The sequence below is a fragment of the Ferrimonas gelatinilytica genome, from assembly GCF_039544205.1.
Lineage (GTDB): Bacteria > Pseudomonadota > Gammaproteobacteria > Enterobacterales > Shewanellaceae > Ferrimonas > Ferrimonas gelatinilytica.
Genome location: NZ_BAABLF010000007.1, coordinates 48199 through 65283 on the forward strand (window position 1 = coordinate 48199; position 17085 = coordinate 65283).

Genomic DNA, 17085 nt, shown 5'->3' on the forward strand with positions numbered 1-17085 from the left:
TGGTCGACGCAAGTTCGACCAGCATCGTTGATACCCAAAGGGGGGAATTAAGGGAAGAATGTGGCTGTCATGTTGCGCTCATCTTAATGTCATTTTTTTATCATGTTGTTTCTAATCAGTGATTTATGTAAATTGTTTTCGCCGGGTCATGGCGCAGAACGGGTACATGGCTGGTCAAGCCGAGTTAGCGCTCTGGCATGAAAATGTGGTATTTGTGATTCCTATAACAAGAACAATAAAAAATTGAGATGTCGCGTCGATGAAAAATGAGGAGTACCGGGCCGGTTCCTGGCGGATCTTTCCCGCCGAGTTACGCCTTGAACTGGAGACGCCGCAGGGGCGTCGAGTCGAAACACTGCCACCCAAGGTATTCGAAGTGCTGCTTTATCTGGTGCAGTCGCCGGGACAGACGGTGGCACGCCAGAGACTGATCGATGAGATATGGCAGGGGAATGTGGCGGTGGGCAGTCGAGGCATCACCAACGCCATTTACCAGTTGCGCAAACTGCTCGCGGACGGCGAGTCTGAGGTGATACGCACCATCGCTAAAACCGGCTACCAGCTGCTGCTGCCGGTGACTTTGCCCGAGCCGGAAGCAGGCTCTGAGCCCGAACCGACCCAATCCCAACCTAACCGCTTCGATTTCCCTCACTGGCCGGTGGCCATCCTGACGCTCGCGTTATTGCTGGCAGTGGCGGCCTGGCAGTGGTGGCCAAAAACTCAATCCCTGCCCAAGGCCATCAGTTATGGCCAGCCCGTCCCCCTGACTTACCTCGATGGGGTTGAAGAGACGCCCACACTCTCCCCGGACGGCCGCTACCTGGCCTTCATGTGGGAGCGTGCCAACGAGCCAGCCCGCATCTTTATTCAGGATCTTATCCGCCCGGAAGCCTCGCTGCGGCAGATCAGCTTCAGTGAATACTCCGAGTCCAGCCCGACCTGGTCCCCGGATGGCAAAAAAATCGCGTTCGTCAGGCTGGACCCCACGGGACGCTGTGATGTGTGGATCAAAACGCTGGCGACCCTGGAGGAGCACAGAATCACCACCTGCGTGCAGCCCCGCTTCCACAGGGTATTGGACTGGTCACCGTCCGGGCGTTACCTAGCAATGATTGACAAGGCGCCAAATTCGGAGCAGACAGTGGTCTTCCTGTATGACCTGGAAACCCACGAGCGCCGTCAGATCAGCGAGCCGGAGAGTGGCCAGTGGGACAATCAGTTGGTTTGGGCTCACGGCCGTGATGAGCTGGCGTTTGTGCGTTTTCTCGGTGGCTTCCGGGCAGACCTGTACCGCATCGCTACCGAAGGAGAAGCCACCCGTCTGACCTGGGATGAGGCCTCCATCCATGGCCTTTCCTGGAGCCGCGATGACCAAAGCATCGTCTTCAACTCGATGCGTGATGGTGGCCACAGCTTGTGGCAGCTCTTTGTGGATGAGGGGCATCTGCGCCCGCTGCATCGGGATCAAACCCCCTTCAATATCGTTGCCCTGGCGGAGCAGGACCACTACGCCTACGTTCGCCACGCTGCCCTGGAGTACCTGCAGGGTTGGAATGGCCAGATGGAAAAAGCGATCTCGTCCGCGGGGCGGGATCTCTACGGCACCCTGTCACCGGATGGTCAGCGTCTCGCGTTTCTCTCCAACCGAACCGGCCGTTTCGAGATCTGGGTGGCCCAGAAAGATGGTCGTGCTGCCCGCCCCCTGACACAGAGGGAGGGGGTACGCGATCTCCCTGCCTGGTCGCCGGATGGAGATCGCCTGGTGGTCACCCTGGCCCGCCCCGAAGGCGTGGGCTCGCAACTGGTGATGTTTAACCTGGAGGAGAACCAGCGCAAGATCCTGCTGCAGGATGGCCATCAGTATCGCAACCCTTATTGGAGTGCGGACGGAAAGAGCCTGCTTATCTCCAGCACCCGTAGCGGAGCGTGGCAGATTTGGCGACTGGATCTCATCTCCGGTCAGCTCAGCCAACTGACGGAGGATGGCGGAGTTTATGCCCAGGAAGATGGGAAGGGCGACCTGTACTACAGCCGTCCCAACGAGTCTGGCCTGTGGCGAAAGGCACCGACTGGGGAGAGTGAGCGGGTGATCCTCGACCTGGCCAGCAATGACTGGGGCAACTGGACGTTGCAGGGCAACGAGGTGGTCTATCTGCGGCGTCATACCGACGCCGATCAACTGGTGCGTTGGGAGCCTGATGAGTCGGGCAGTGACGCTTACAAGGTCATTGGATCGTTCGAGCGTGGCAGCATCAAGATCAATCGCAGCCTCTCCATGGATGGGCAGGGCCGGATCATGCTGACCCGCCTCGGCCGCCAGGAAGCCAACATTCTTGCCATCTCTCCACGCTCTGACTCGCTCTGACCGCCTATCCCTTTCAATCCCGCATTTCGCTTAGCGAACCACTTTTTCACTACGACAAGCGGGTTAAGACTGTTAGGGTGGAGTCGCTAGCGGAAGTGGTTGGGGGGGGATCCGGGAGCAAGATTCCTGCATTCGAGCCCGCTCCGATAAATAGACACAGACAAGGAAGTGCCAATGGTAGAGCAAGATAGAATCGCGCAGCAGCACGATCACCAGACTGAACATCTGGAACTCGGTGAGCCTCAGCCCCAAACAACCTCCTTTCCCAGCCAGTCCTGGCTCTCGATGATGCTGGAGCCGCGCCGAACGCTTCGGGCGGTACTCGACAGCCCCACGCCATCACGACACTTCTGGCTCATCCTGGTGCTTTCGGTGGTGGTTGGGATCCTCGCCTCGCTTGGGGACCTGCCGGTCGAGATGGACGCTGCAATGTTGGTCGGGTTGGTGGTTGCCTTGCCCGTTGCGGTGTTGATCACCGGGGCTTTACCCGGCTGTTTGGCGTTATCTATCGCTGGGTGGGGAGTTGGTTTGGCGGTACCGGAGACTCACGCAGCATCGTCATCGGCATGATCTGGTCGCGATCCCAACCGTGTTGGGCCTGCCACTGCTGTTGGTCCTGGTGATGCTTTTTGGTCTCGACGCGCTGTTTGAGCCGGAGAGACTCACGCAGGGCAACTGGTGGCAAAGTGCGGTGATGGTGCTTATCAGTGTGCTGCAGGGGATCTTCGCCATCTGGTCCATGGTCCTGGCGGTGGCCAACCTGGCCGAAGCACATCGCTTCAGTCTCTGGCGCGCAGCCTGGACCCATCTGGTGGTGCTTATCTTCTGGATCCTGCTGTTCACCGTGCCCGCAGTCTACCTCATGGATAAAGGTGCCATCTGACCCGGCTCCTTATTGCCGAAAAGACGGATACTCAGTGATGAATTATTCGCCGTTTGAACCACTTGATGCCCCAAGCAGGGTGCAGAACGGATGACAGCCCATGAGCCGCTGGGTATACTCCTTGGCTCAGTTTGGTATCCAGCCAGACACACAGTTTCAGGCCCCTTAGCTCAGTTGGTTAGAGCAGGCGACTCATAATCGCTTGGTCGCGGGTTCAAGTCCCTCAGGGGCCACCATGTATATCAAAGGTTAGCGCCGTAGTGGTCGCTAACCTTTTTTGTATCCATCTTCTCTGTGTAGCACATATGTAGCAGATTGCTGACTTCATAGAGCACTTCTAAGGATGTACTCGGGTGCTGTGGAAGCTATCAGGTTCCTTACTCCCTACGAAAGCCACTTAGTCTTGCGGTGTAGTGCTGACAATACTGCACTTTGAAAGTCTGGAATGGCGTCAGAAAAAGTCATTCATTAGTCAGATACACAAGGGCGCTATCGGCCAGGGAGAGACATCCAGCGTCTGGGCATTATGACTGGTTTGTGCTCAAAGGCGACGTTGGTCATAAACCTGCTTCGGTCTGCTTTCGTGCCGACTGCGACCAACGCCGCTGCCGGCCATGCAGCTAAACGTTGGTCTTCTCCGCCAACTCAAGCGCATCTTCAACTTCGATGCCCGGTTAGCGAATGGTACTTTCCAGCTTGCTATGACCAAGCAGCAGTTGCACAGCCCGCAAGTTCTTTGTGCGCTTGTAGATCAAAGATGCCTTTGTTCGACTTATAGAATGCGTGCCTTAAGCATTGGGCTCCAAGTCAATGCTTAAGATCCATGACCGGACTTTCCTACCATATTGCCTCGTAGACAGGTGCTTCGGCGTGCCCAAGCGACTTATGAACAGGAAGTCGTCATCGCTTAGGTACTCTTGATATATCCAGGCGTCTACTGGCTGGCGAGTTTTGAGTGTCAGTTCAAACTCAACAGGCCTTCCGGTCTTTTGCTAGGCGATAGACGCCCTGAACTCTGCAGCGCCCCCGATAGCGATATCTCTAGCCCGGAGCGTGACAAGGTCACAAGCTCGGAGCTTACTGTCGATAGCGAGGTTGAACAGTGCTAGGTCCATGACTGCGCTTTCAAGTTCCAGGCGGATCCGGATTGCCCAAATTTCCTCAAGCTTCAGCGGTTGCTTCTGCCCAACGAGCTTTCCCTTGTTCCAGGGTTCCTGGCGCGGGGTTGGATTCTTGTCATGCATGCGACAGCTCCTTTGTTGGATAGGAACTACCAGTATGGGAAGGGACCCATCTCGGTCGCTTAACGGTTAGGAACGGTCGTTTTGGTTTTGCTTGAAAGCGCCCGCTACCCGCCCTAAAGCAGTCGTTCTACGTCTATGGCAGTATGGGTACTTCATACGTAGTTGGTTGAGTCGGACACTTGAACATATCTAGGTTTTGTTCATTTTCACATAATTAATACGAGTGACTCGTCTAACCTATTGAAAAGAGAAGCATTCGATCGTACCTTAGTAAGGCCCATTTCAATTGGGGGTGGGGAGTGTCACAAGCTGTCAAGGATAATCTTGAAGCCAACAGAGGCGACGAGGCTACCGAAGCAGCCGCAGTGAGTTGATGGGTTCATACCGGATACTCCTGTAACGATGATATTGTATAACATATCTGACATATGTGGCTCGGTGCGCCTGCGTACCACGATGCGTATTGAAATACGTTTGTTAAGCCTGAGGGGGGTTCTTGGAGGGTCACAGTCCTTGCCCCCTCAGGTTTTGCACCCACAAGAAAAATGAGTGAGTATCTTGAATAAAAAGAAGCACCCATGGTTTCGTCAGCGTGGATATCTCCATTTTGATTCACCTGTAGGGTACGAGACAGCAAAGCTGCTAGTAAGCAGGCCTGAAAAAGTTTCCAAACATTCATTCTATCCATTCATCAATTATGATATTGAATCGCTCAAGGTTTATTCTGACGAGAAGGAAGTGGTTAGAAAGAAATATAAAAAGCGACCAATAGCTTATGCGGCTCACTTAGACTCTCATGTATACGCCTATTATGCATTTTTGTTATCAGCTAAGTATGAGGAAAAGCTTGAGAAACATGGTTTGTCCGACACTGTATTAGCATTTCGCTCATTAGGTAAAAGTAATATTGACTTTGCACATGAGGCGTTTAGTGACATATCTAGTAGAGGCACATGCTCTGCCGTTGCTTTAGATATTACTGGTTTCTTCGACAATCTTGACCATCAAATAATGAAGAGTGCTTGGTGCCAACTGTTGGACTTAGAGCAACTTCCAAGTGATCACTATAACGTTTTCAAGTCTATAACAAAGTATTCTAAAGTTGATAAGGTTGAAGTGTTTGATGAGTTCGGAATTTCTAGTTCAAACCCTAAGTATAATCGTTTTAAGATATGCGATGCCAAAGAGTTTAGAGATAGAGTTAGAGCAAAAGGTTTAATCACTTCTCATACTGGAAATAAGGGGATTCCTCAAGGCTCTCCAATTAGCGCATTATTGTCTAACATATATATGCTAGATTTCGATATGCGCATGAAAAATATCATCGAGCCGACTGGAGGACGTTACTTCAGATACTGCGATGACATGCTTTTTATTGTTGATCCAGAGATGAGGAGCGGTATTGAGGAGCAGGCCAAAGCACTTATCAAAGAAATTCGCTTGGAGATAAACTCAGATAAGACTGAGATTAGAGACTTCATGTGCAAAGGTGGTTTACAGCAAAGTGATAAGCCACTTCAGTATTTAGGGTTTATTTTTGATGGTCAAAGAGTATTGTTACGTTCAGCTTCATTAGCACGTTTTTCAGGACGTATGAAGGCTGGTGTTAGGCTGGCAAAGAAAACAATGCGGAAAGCTAATGCTTTAAGAGCGAAGAAAGGATTACCAGCGAAAGGCTTATATAAGAAAAAGTTGTATGATCGGTACTCTCACCTGGGCAATAGAAACTTCATCACTTACGCCCACCGGTCAGCAAAAACTATGAATTCCAAAGGGATAAAAAGACAACTCAAACCCCTTTGGAAGAGACTGCAGGACGAAATGAAAGAGAAATGAAATATATTTTATTGAAGTTCGCTTTATTACTCCTTCAACTTGCAGTGGTAACCATTCCGCCTCTCAGAATGAAGGGAGGCTTCAATTTATACTAGACTTCTATCCCTACTAATAAATTTATCCTTGGTGAGTCAAGTTATAAGCCGTCTTAGTGCAGGGTAAACATGGTCACATGGTCACATGGATACCCTCTACTGTCTGATACAAAACGACTGCTTTCGGCCTGATAGCAGTCATACGGAGGGATTATGATTATGACCGCTGTGAGCACAATGCACTCTTCCTCGCCAAAGCCGCGGGTGACCGTATTGTGGCGATAGCGGCTATGTCATTCTGTGATAAATCCTGTTTGATAAGGGAGCTCGGTACAGTTATTCACAGAACTCCAAGTTAGAGCAAAGCGCAGAGGGCGCGGCGATCCGCTGCCATTGGTGGATGCGGCTGATAAACCGTTGGCCGCACCATTGGATCCCCTTCAGAGCCTTGCTGGCGAGTTCCTCAAAGCGGTTGAGTTTCGGGGAGCCGCTTTCCTCGTCGATAGGGTTGAGGTAGAGCGGGGAGATAGGGCGTTCGTTTCTGGGCAGATGGATCCCGCCCATCCCATCAATAAACCCTTTCCAGTCGCCGTTATTGGCGGCTTCCCAGATGCGTTGCAACTGCGAACCTTTGGGCAATAAGGCTTGTTTTAATCGGCGCAGTTCTCGCCATACCGTGACGGATGCACCACCAATGGTCTGAAACTGGCGGATCCGATAAGTAGAAGCCCATGCCTGAACTCGCTCGGCGGCTTCAATGGGATTCTCTCCGTGGATGCCTTGGTCGAGATCGGAACCGTCGATGTTCTTGGAGATGTACTTGGCGATATAGCCCGTTGCGCTGCCTTTCTCTTTGTCGATCACCTTTACGTCGAGTCGTCGCTTGGCTGCGCCTTTTTCGTCGCCATCCATCTCCAGGGCGTAGTGACGGAAGATCTGGATGAATTCTCGGGCTTGCTCTTTGGGCATGAACAGCAGCAGGTGCCAGTGTGGCGTGCCATCGTGTTGCGGCTCCACCACACGAACGCCGTAGGGCTGGATCCCCTTCTTGCCGTAGGCTGAACGGGTCTTTGCCCATACGTGATTGAGGTAGGTTTGGGCATCACGAACGTCTGAGCCATCCCATTTAGGGTTGGGCTGACCTGTCTTTGCATAGGCGCGATGAAAGCGGCTCGGGCAGGTCAGGGTGATGAAATAGCCCACATGATCGTTTTCATCAGCCAGTTCCTCGAAGCCCCGCACTCGCACCATAAGTTCAACTTTACGATTGGCCGGGTTGGCGGTACTGGTTTGCGCCAACTCAGCCAAACTGAACTCCTGCTCCAACTCGTTCATCATGAAGGTGTTGTCGAGGAACTCTTGTTGCTTGTTACGTCGTTGGCGATGATTCTTGGCTTGCCAGTCGCTGCAATAGATCCCCTGGTAACGATGGATCTGGTTGAATGTTCGGTAGAGGTATTCGCGGTTTTGTCGGATCGACTGCCTGAGCTTACGTCGCCACAACTCGGGATCACAGGCGCGCACAATAAACCCGACTTCGTCCCCTCGCGGGCAGAGACGAAGCCCATGTTCTTTGCCGTAACGGATAATTTCACGCACAAGGCGCTCTCGGCTGCCCTCGGCTAGTCGCAGAGCCATTTCATAACAGAACAGGCTGTGCTGGTTGGCCTGGCGCTTTATCAGATCTTCATCGAACTCAAACAGGCTTCGATGAGCAGGACAGCCTAACGTCCCTTCTATCTGTTTAACTGTTCTGAGCAGATATCGGTTTTTCTCCTGCTGTGTGGGGTGCTGGTGGTAGCCTTGCATGAGCAGCCGTTGAATATCGCTCGGAAACTTTCTCAGTTGCTCCAGAACGAAGGCCCTGTCGTCCCATTCAACGTTAACGAGCAGTTGTCCCGTTACGAGGTTGAAACCTTGTAATTGGGTAACGACTCGGCGGCCTTTGATGTACTCGGTGCTCGTTACGTTAACGGGCAACTGCCCCGTTAACGGGGGCGTGTTCTTAGGAATTTGTTCAGGATAATTGCGTGTTTCGTTAACGGGTGAGGGGGCCGTTAACGGGAATGAGGGGGACTGCAGGTTCATAACGCCACCTCGCCACAGGGTAGGTGGGTCAATTTGGCTTGGCTGTCCAGCCAGCTATCCAGATCTTCCTTTAGGTAACGGACTGCGCGGCCCACTTTGATGAAGGGGGGCGCCGGGGTGCGGTGTTTGCGGTTGCCTTCCATACGCGATTGGCGCAGGAAGGAGCGGCTCATGCCGATGTAGTGGGCGGTTTCTTGCTCGGTAAAGGCGCGCTTGGTTTCGGTGTGCAGTGCCATAACGTGTCTCCTGAAGTTCATCAGGGTTCACGCTATGGCAGGATAGCTTCACGTTAAGCTGGCCGTTAAGCTATCCGTGAAGTTAAGTTTTCAAGGCCTTACGTACTTCAGAAACCAGGTTTTGAAAGCGGCCATAGGAGACGGTGTTCTCTTTGTTACGGTCACGGCCAAACCAGCTGAGATCATCATGGGTCATGTTTGAGATCACAGAGTCCACGTCATATTCTCGCGGCCCATCTTGGTTTACTTCCGTGCGCAGCATGTTCCATAGACGGTCAGAACGTAAATGCGGCTGGGTTGTAAGCATGCGCGCCAGAATCTGCTTTATCGGATGTGTCAGCGTTTCTGTGGGAGCCACAAAGGGCTTGGTCGTTACGCTGTTGTGTCTCAGGTGAGCTTTGATTGACTCCAACTCGAAGCGCAATTGATGGGGCTTAATATTTAACGCGGCCGTCGAGAGGTGCTTTTGAGTCATGGCTTTGAAAGCGTCAAGACGATCTACAGTCTGATCAGCCAAAGCTGCTGTCATCGTTTCAAAGCCTTTCATAATGCTATGCATGTCTGGTAGAGCTTGGACGCAAGTAAAGGCCCAAAATGGATTTTGGGGAAGTACGCTCAGGTTCCCACAGTAGCTAAAGCTCATTTTCGGGTGTTCTTGAGCTAAAGCTTGATTGCTGCGCCACTGGCTGACACCTTCTGGCTCCAAAATGAGGGCTCGGGTCAACGACGCCTTTTCGTCATTGATGAGTTTGACCGACACACTATTTGGAAGGGAAATCATCCCACGATAGTGAAATAGATTGCCGAGCCCGTATTCCCCATCTTTTGCTTTGAGCATTGCTGCAAACTCGGTGCCTTCGACCCGAGCGCAGAGTGACACCACGTCCCTCTCGACCAGATCGAGCAGATCCCCTTCGCTTAATGCGCTGACCTGACTAATCTCATTGAGTCGGTAAAAGCGTCTTTCCATCTGTTCGCTGATCCTCTTCAAACCGCTGAATCACTCCTAAAGCGGGCTACGCTCAACCTTACTACAGCCGGCACGGTCACCCAAACTTACGCCAGAATGAGCCCTTAAGATGCTTGAGATTGCGGTTGAACTTGGGGGCTTAGAGGCATGGCAATCGTTTCTTTCTGGGGGTTTTACTTTTCATACCCGTGGATTTGTCGGTGGTACTTTAGGTTGTCTTCGTTGATGTCGTGGTGCGGGTTAACCCGAAGTTTGCCTGATATGGGCCCGAGCAAGCTGAAGTCGTCATCAATCGAGAAGCTGCCTCGGTCTAACATCACGTGGTGATTGGGGCACAGGCAAAGTAAGTTGTCTTTGCTGTCATCGCCGTTATGAGGTCTGCCGAGCGGCCTGATGTGTGCCCCTTCGGAGTAGCTTCCAGTTTTCGTTGGTATAGCAATGCAACAGACTTGGCAGTGGTTTTTGTAAAGCCGCTTAATCTCTAGTGAGATCTCGGTGTCCCGAACGATCCTCATCACCGTCCCTTCACGTCGCTCGGGAGTTGCCGGGCTGCCGGCGATTTCGGTTTTTTCTGGAGTTTTTCTATCGCTATTGCTGCCGCAATAGATCAAACGAAAGCGGCAAATCTTAAAGCCGCTTTTCCCCAGTTCTTCCCAGGCATCCACCACGCAATAAAGGCCTGCGTAGCTGTAGCCCTTTTCTGGTGAGGAAGATGATTTATGGTTATGTCCTCGAGCGACTCTTACTGGCAGTCCTTGGTCCCAACTGGTCAAAAGGCCAGCATTGCTTGGATGCTCCCAGGATTGGTCCTTAACTTGGCGCTTGGTATCCGGATCGTTACCGCCGGCTCCGGTATAGATGATCTCATCGCCGTGGTCTTCGTCATCTTCATAGCCGCCAGATAAGGCAATAGCAGCGGCTCCCTCTTTGCCGTTGCCATCAACGCCCCATCCACTATTTCGGTGAAAGCAAGATGGCATCATCTCTTTGCGATCCGCGAACCAATGTCCCTCTTCAATTCCTTCAATCTCACCAAATGTGATGGGTCTTGCCATGACTAAATCCTTTTAAATGGTCTGGTCTCCCTAATCTATCAGATCGACCGCGCAACTTTGTGCTCTGGACTAGGTGCGCTTAGCGCATGGGGATCTTGAAATAGGTACTGTGACAGTCAGCATTTCTTTTCACCGTGTCGGCTATCGCGTTGACTGGGGATTCCACAATGTTCCCAAGGTGATCGCTGATTATTTTGCCCACTTTCAGACCCTATAGGGTATCGAGTTGTTTCCCACTGGCTATAGCCAACTCGAAAAGTCCCCAAACATGACATTGAGTCCCTATAGAGGACCTGAACTCGTTACCAATTAGCCAATGAGATTCACGGCAGCAGCTTTATGCTCCGGCGCCAGGTGGGCATAGCGCAGCGTCATCTTGAGATCGGCGTGGCCCAGCAGTTCCCGAACGGTATTGAGATCGACCCCTGCCATGACCAGCTTACTGGCAAAGTGATGGCGCAGATCGTGAAAGTTGAAGCCGCTGATCTGGGCGCGCTCCAGTAGGTTGGCCCACGGCTTTTTCACGTCGGTTAATGGCTTACCTGTCTCGGCCTCAAACACAAAGTGATAGTCAGGGTTGTGTTCGCGCCAGTCGTGCAGGGCGGTTACGGCTTCCTGATTCAGTGGTATGGTGCGGCCCGCCTTAGACTTGGCTTTGTCGCCCTGGACCGTGAGATAGCTGCCCCCAAGCGAAACGGCGCTCCAGGGCAGGGACAGCAGTTCACCCCGGCGCATTCCGGTGTTCATCGCCAGCAGGATCAAGGGTTCGAGGTAGTCGGCAAAACGTCGGCCCTGAAGCGACGGGTAGAGCGGCTGATGACGGGCTTCCCGAAAGGCGTTGCCCGAGTCGCGTTTGTTTTTGAGCTCGGCATCCCGCTCCCGCAGCGCGGTTCGCAATCGCTTCTCTTCGGGGGCGCTGAGGTAGCGTACGCGGGTGTTGTCGGCCTTGATGGGCTTGACCTTGCTCAGCGGGTTCGACGCTATCAGGCCCCAATCGACGGCACGGGACAGCGCCCCTTTCAGGCTGTTGACGCTGTAGTTGATGGTCTGGGCCGCTTTACCCAACTTGCGCTGCTCATTGCGCCACTTCTCCACTTCCCACGGGGTGATCTGATCGAGATCTTTACTCAGCAACATGGGGAAGCGGTTGCGGATGTGCTTGTAGGTGCGCTCGGCGGTTTTCGGATTGCGGGCGGTCAGGAAGGGCAGGTAACGCGCTTCGAGGTAGGTAGCAAGGTTCAGGTGCTTGCGGCGTTCATGCTCGGCACGGGCGCTGAGCCGCTCCTGCTGGACATCGTTGCCTTTGCTGACTTCAGCCAGCTTCTCCCGGGCCAGATCGCGCGCTTGGGCGGCGGTGAGCTCTGCCGCTGCCCCTAGGCGGTAATTGACCTGTTTGCCGTTGAGGCGGTAGTACAGATAAAAGGCGATGGCCCCTTTGGGGCTGATCCGGGCATGAAACCCGGGGATCTCGGTGTCGTTAAGCCGACCATCGGCCACCGTAAGGGCCTTGAGACTGCTGTTGCTGATCTTACGCTTGAGCGCCATTGCTCGCCGTCCGTCACTGATTGCAGGGGAGTTGACGTGCTACTGTGTAGCACATATGTAGCAAATCGATTGGATCTGAGCGTAACGCAATGAGCCGGAGTGAACAACGGTTTGCTTGTAATGCTATGTTTAATAAAGGCTTACTTGTTCACTTTTGTTCATGGTGGTTTATGGGAATTCGGCAAAAATTCGTCTCATAATCGCTTGGTCGCGGGTTCAGGTCCCTCAGGGGCCACCAAATATAGAAAGGCGCAGCAGGTTAGTAACCGCTGCGCCTTTTCTGTTTGTGCCGCCATTGTGCGGCTTAGAGGTGCCCTTAAAGTGGAGGACCATTCGCAATGCGCCGTGTGCTGTTTAAATTTCACAACGGGCGTTGAGTATCTTTATCGGGTCGAAACTTAAGTTTATGACTTCACCAATTTGGTAGCAGTAGCCTACTTTTGAGCCCTGCGATTTGCAGACCCATAGCCTCGTAAACGGCTTCGAAATCTTGGCATCCAGCCGGTAGGCCGGGTAAAGCCATTTGTGCCTGAATGAAGAAGCGCTCTTGGCTAGCCGTTTGGTCGTAAGCAGACTGCCACCAATGGATAATTCGCTGGCGCGAGTCATTGAGTCTCTGTGCGGAGGGTAGGCGATCGGATTTGGCTCGATTCTCTTTCGAAGTGGTTGGTAGCAAGTTCCACTTGTCGTTATTTGGCCAGTGAGCAAAAGGTAGGCAGTGGTCGATCTGGCTAGTCTCGGGTTTGAGTTTGGTACCCGTCCAGACGCTCGTGAGGTCAAACCCATTTTGATATAAAGCTATCATACGTTGCCGTATAGCCGAGGTGTCGTGCTTAGGATCAAGCCACTGCAAGTAGATGTAGTAATGCTCTAACGAGATCTCTCCACTTTCTTCTCGGGCAATATTACCTCGGTAACGCTTCATCTCTGCGACCCATTGCTGAATTAACATCGGCTCAATCCAACTGCCGTAGAGCCGAAGGCAATCCCAGAGTTCTTCTTCGAGCGTGAAGTGGCCAAAGCTGGCAAAGAAATGTTGATCAAGGACAGTCTGCCCTTTGATGTTGACGCGCTTTCGTTCCATCGCAAATAGCGGATTACTTTTATCGCCTCGATAGGTATAAGTCACTGGGCCCGATTTGATAGTGGCGAGAACATCCTGAAATGTAGAGATTAGCGCTCGGCTTTCCTCAGGTGAGAGTAGGGCGCCGATGGAAAGATCATCTGGCATCAACCCCATCTGTTTTAGTGTTAGCCACCCTTTTTTCACAAAGCCTAGCCCGGCATTGGAATTGGCACTTTGATGCAGTCCTCCCTGATTCACCAGGCGCATAAATTGTCGAGTCCAATATAGCGCTACTAGCCCCAAGGGAATGATGACTTTACCATCGGTTCTGTCCAATACAGAGCCGGGATGAGCATCGGCGATCCGTAAGAGGGTCCTCAGCAGTGCAAGCTTGTAGGTGGCGGACTTGCTTTCGTTGACAATGACGTGGCGGATTGTAGATAGACTACCTTTTCCGTCATCCGGCAAGGTGAAAACGACACTCTGCCAGCTTACGTCACCTCGGCCCATGGCATCGCTGTCGGCCTGTGTCAGCATGGATACAGCTAAACCGTAGCGCCTCGCGAATTTCTCTAGCTCTGAGCTCTGGGTTGGGTAGGCAACTCTGCCATCTGAAAAGTCACCATGCCTTAGGGTAATGACCAGTCGTCCACCTGGCTTTAGCAGGTTAGAAAGCTTGCGAAAGGCTTTCTCACGATGGCTATAGGCCAGGTGCATCCAGACGGCGCTGACAAGGATGAGGTCAAAACGCATGCCCAATTCGGTAGTCTTAAGCAGTCCTGGTAGGCAGTCATCGATCCAAGTGACGGGCAAACCTGCTGTTAATTCTTTGCCAATTTCTGCAAGTTCATACGCCGGTTCGACCGCGATGACCTGAGCACCACGTAGAGCCATCCAGTGTGAATCTCGGCCACTGCCTGCGCCAACATCCAATACGTAACTATCCGAGCAATCGCTATTTGGCCAATAGGCCGACCAGGATTGGTGGACCCGCTCAAAGGGTAACTTGTTGTACGTACGAGCCAGTGGCTCTGCATTTTCTCTATAAAAGCGTTTGTTAACGTCCATCGGGCATAAACGTCTGTTTATATTGGAATTGGTTTGAGGTTATGGGGTTAAGGAAAGGCGGTCAATGATTGAAGCTTGAACGCACAATGCCGACTTAGCCGCCCCTCTATACCTCGCAGTGGTCCGCTCACAGTGGGCTCTATCACCAAAAACCTTCATCATTTTTAGTGGCGCCAGTCAATGAAGTAGGCGCTGGTGAGTGCGTCTTTCTGATCTTGGTTCGAATCTGAGCAAGGGCTCAGAGGGAAAACTAGGGCAGGGGAAAGGAACGTTTTATCTTGGCCACTTTCACTAGCCTTATCGAGGCTTTCCTTGCAGTTAAAGGGAGTTACGCATGTCAGAGACCCGCATCGATTCTGAGATTCAACCTGGACGTCGCCGATTCTTAAAAGCCACCACCGGGGTGGCCGCCGCATTGGCTCTGCCCGGACAGGTGCTGGCCGCCGAGGGGTGGACTCCGCCGGTGGGCGGTGGCCAAAACGACTCCGACAAGTTGTGGAAAGAGGTGAAAAAGGCTTTCACCCTCGATAAGCGCAACGTTTACATGAATATAGGGACAACCGGCTCCATGCCGCGCCATGTGCTGGCGCAGTTTGAGGCCAACAACGCCATTGTTGCCCGGGACCCCTGGGCCATGGGCCATAAGTTCGGTGGCTTCTCCAAGATGGGCGATATGATCGAGGAGGTGGCGCCCGGCTTTGGTGCTGATTCTCATGAGATCGTGTTCAGCCGCAACACCACCGATGGCCTCTGCACCATCCTGGGTGGACTTCAGTTCCAGGCCGGGGACGTGGTCCTCACCACCCACCACGAGCACATGGGGCTGAAATCCCCGCTGGATGTGGCGCGTCGCCGCTATGGCATCGAAGTGGTGGAGCTGGAGATCCCCGTGGACACCGGTAACAACAGTGTCACCGAAGAGGATTTTGTCCGGGTCTTTGCGGATGCAGTGGCCCTTTACGGCAGCCGGGTGCGCCTGATCACCTTCTCCCACATCCCCTATGTCACAGGGACAGTCCTGCCGGCCAAGCGGATCTGCCGGGAGGTGGCGGTGCCGAACGGGATCCCAACCCTGGTGGACGGCGCCCACACCATAGGGATGCTGAACCTGGATTTTCATGACATCGATTGTGACTTCTACGCCGGTTCCGGGCACAAGTGGCAGTGTGGTCCGGGCGCCACCGGGATCCTCTATGTCCGCAACGAGGCCGAGCGGCTGAAAACGTTTTGGTGGGACCGTCCCGACCCGCTTCTGCTGGTCAATAGCTCCCGCTCCGAAAGTGAAAGCCTGCCTCTGAACCAGCGACTTCAGTACATCGGTCAGGATCACATCCCCAGCAAGCGTGCCCTGGCCGACGCCTGTCTGATGTGGGACAGTATCGGCCGTGATCGCATTGAGGCGCGCGTCAGCGACTTGGGGCTGCGCTGTAAGCAGCGTCTTGCGGCAGCGTTCCCAGGTGCCAGTATCTTCTCGCCCATGACAGCCGAGCTGAACGCTGGCATCACCACCATCAACCCCTTTGATGATGTGACCGATGGGGCGCTGCTGACCCGCTTCCGGGATCGCCTGCGCGAGGAGTACGGATACACCATCCGCACCACCAGCTTTGCCCTGAACAAAGGGGATGCGGTAATGACGCAGGCTCTGCGGATCTCGACCCACCTGTTCCACGACGAGCAGGACGTGGATGGTCTGGTGGATGCAATGTCCCAACTGTATATGGATATGGCGTAAGCAGCGGGGTCCCGAGGGGCCCCTTTTTCTTGGTATTTTTTATGTTTCGAGCAGTCTCGTTTCTTTGGTTGTTGGGCGCCTGGACCCTGCTGGGCGCGGCGCCGGCATGGGCCAAAGATCTTGAGGAGATCAAAGAGGCCGGGGTGTTGCGCCATATCGGCATCCCCTACGCCCACTTCGTCGCCAGTTACCGTTCGCTCGATGGTGAACAGGCCCAAGGGTTTGACGTGGAGTTGATCCAGGCGTTTGCCCGTCATCTCGGCGTGGAGTATCGCTACGTTCCCGCGAGTTGGCGCACGGCGGTTGGCCAGTTAACCGGTCGTCATGCCGTTTATGCGGAGGGTGAAGTGGTGCTTGGGGAGGCCCAGGCGGTAGAGGGCGATCTTGTGGCCAGCGGCGTCACGCTGCTGCCCTGGCGTGAGTCCCTGGTGGACTTCTCCGACCCCTACTTTCCCTCGGCGGTGTGGTTGGTGGCCCGCAGCGATTCCTCAATGCAGCCCATCGTGCCCAGTGGCGATGTAAAAGCGGATATCGAGGCGGTAAAAAAGCTGATGGCTCAGCGAACCGTACTGGCGATGCGCAACTCCTGCCTGGATCCCAGCCTCTACCAGTTGGAGCTGACCGACGCCGAGGTGGTCCTTCCCAAACAGGAGCGCCAGCTCAACGAGATGGTGCCCGCCATCCTGAACAAGGATGCGGAAAGCACCCTACTGGATGTTCCGGACATCGTTATCGCGTTGGAAAAGTGGCCGGGGCAGATCAAGGTGGTCGGCCCGGTCTCTGAAGTCCAGGAGATGGGGGTGGTGTTTCGCCGGGAATCGCCGCAGCTACGCGAGGCGTTTAACGAGTTCCTGGCGCAGATCCGGGCCGACGGCACCTACATGGCGCTGGTGAACAAGCACTTTCCCAGCATGCCGTACTTTTTCCCCGATTTTTTTGATCCCCCGCAGCCCTGAACC

At 53.6% G+C, this 17085-nt stretch carries 12 protein-coding genes, 1 tRNA gene and 1 pseudogene; 7 read left to right on the forward strand and 7 right to left on the reverse strand.

What is annotated here, in order from left to right; translation table 11 throughout:
• The first annotated feature begins 259 nt into the window (after window positions 1-259).
• The 4 genes from ABD997_RS06920 (at window position 260) to ABD997_RS06935 (ending at window position 3484) form a co-directional block, all read left to right on the forward strand.
• Window positions 260-2365 carry a winged helix-turn-helix domain-containing protein gene (locus ABD997_RS06920; protein ID WP_345316284.1) on the forward strand — a complete coding sequence of 702 codons (2106 nt, stop codon included), beginning with the start codon at window positions 260-262 and terminating at the stop codon, window positions 2363-2365.
• A 174-nt stretch (window positions 2366-2539) separates the two neighbouring features.
• Window positions 2540-2935, forward strand: a complete 396-nt coding sequence (locus ABD997_RS06925) for a hypothetical protein (protein ID WP_345316285.1) — start codon at window positions 2540-2542, stop codon at window positions 2933-2935.
• Window positions 2936-2954: 19 nt separating this feature from the next.
• The gene (locus ABD997_RS06930) at window positions 2955-3248 is read left to right on the forward strand and encodes a hypothetical protein (RefSeq protein ID WP_345316286.1); all 294 of its coding nucleotides are present in this window, start codon (window positions 2955-2957) and stop codon (window positions 3246-3248) included.
• A gap of 159 nt (window positions 3249-3407) precedes the next feature.
• Window positions 3408-3484: transfer RNA gene (locus ABD997_RS06935), tRNA-Ile, on the forward strand.
• A 438-nt stretch (window positions 3485-3922) separates the two neighbouring features.
• On the opposite strand, the pseudogene ABD997_RS06940 reads toward ABD997_RS06935, so the two are convergent.
• Window positions 3923-4492: pseudogene (locus tag ABD997_RS06940) on the reverse strand (tyrosine-type recombinase/integrase).
• A 549-nt stretch (window positions 4493-5041) separates the two neighbouring features.
• Between ABD997_RS06940 and drt2 the strand changes: the two are divergent.
• A complete protein-coding gene (gene drt2, locus ABD997_RS06945; protein ID WP_345316287.1) occupies window positions 5042-6328 on the forward strand; it encodes an antiviral reverse transcriptase Drt2 in 1287 nt (428 codons plus the stop codon).
• Window positions 6329-6699: 371 nt separating this feature from the next.
• Here drt2 and ABD997_RS06950 read toward each other — a convergent pair whose 3' ends face one another.
• The 6 genes from ABD997_RS06950 to ABD997_RS06975 all read right to left on the reverse strand — a co-directional run bounded on the left by ABD997_RS06950 (window position 6700) and on the right by ABD997_RS06975 (window position 14391).
• On the reverse strand, window positions 6700-8451 hold the full coding sequence (locus ABD997_RS06950) for a replication endonuclease (protein ID WP_345316288.1): 1752 nt from the start codon (window positions 8449-8451) through the stop codon (window positions 6700-6702).
• Window positions 8448-8687 carry a helix-turn-helix transcriptional regulator gene (locus ABD997_RS06955; protein ID WP_345316289.1) on the reverse strand — a complete coding sequence of 80 codons (240 nt, stop codon included), beginning with the start codon at window positions 8685-8687 and terminating at the stop codon, window positions 8448-8450. Before ABD997_RS06955 ends, ABD997_RS06950 begins: the two co-directional genes overlap by 4 nt.
• Window positions 8688-8769: 82 nt before the next feature.
• A complete protein-coding gene (locus ABD997_RS06960; protein WP_345316290.1) occupies window positions 8770-9657 on the reverse strand; it encodes a hypothetical protein in 888 nt (295 codons plus the stop codon).
• Between the two features lie 173 nt (window positions 9658-9830).
• The gene (locus ABD997_RS06965) at window positions 9831-10712 is read right to left on the reverse strand and encodes a YDG/SRA domain-containing protein (RefSeq protein ID WP_345316291.1); all 882 of its coding nucleotides are present in this window, start codon (window positions 10710-10712) and stop codon (window positions 9831-9833) included.
• A gap of 309 nt (window positions 10713-11021) precedes the next feature.
• Entirely contained in the window at window positions 11022-12257 is a 1236-nt protein-coding gene (locus ABD997_RS06970; RefSeq protein ID WP_345316292.1) for a tyrosine-type recombinase/integrase, read from the reverse strand.
• A gap of 412 nt (window positions 12258-12669) precedes the next feature.
• Window positions 12670-14391, reverse strand: a complete 1722-nt coding sequence (locus ABD997_RS06975) for a class I SAM-dependent methyltransferase (RefSeq protein WP_345316293.1) — start codon at window positions 14389-14391, stop codon at window positions 12670-12672.
• Window positions 14392-14725: 334 nt separating this feature from the next.
• Here ABD997_RS06975 and ABD997_RS06980 point away from each other — a divergent pair, with 334 nt between their 5' ends.
• On the forward strand, window positions 14726-16126 hold the full coding sequence (locus tag ABD997_RS06980; RefSeq protein ID WP_345316294.1) for an aminotransferase class V-fold PLP-dependent enzyme: 1401 nt from the start codon (window positions 14726-14728) through the stop codon (window positions 16124-16126).
• Between the two features lie 41 nt (window positions 16127-16167).
• Window positions 16168-17082, forward strand: coding sequence for a transporter substrate-binding domain-containing protein (locus tag ABD997_RS06985; protein WP_345316295.1), 915 nt, complete (start codon window positions 16168-16170; stop codon window positions 17080-17082).
• The last annotated feature ends 3 nt before the right edge of the window (window positions 17083-17085 follow it).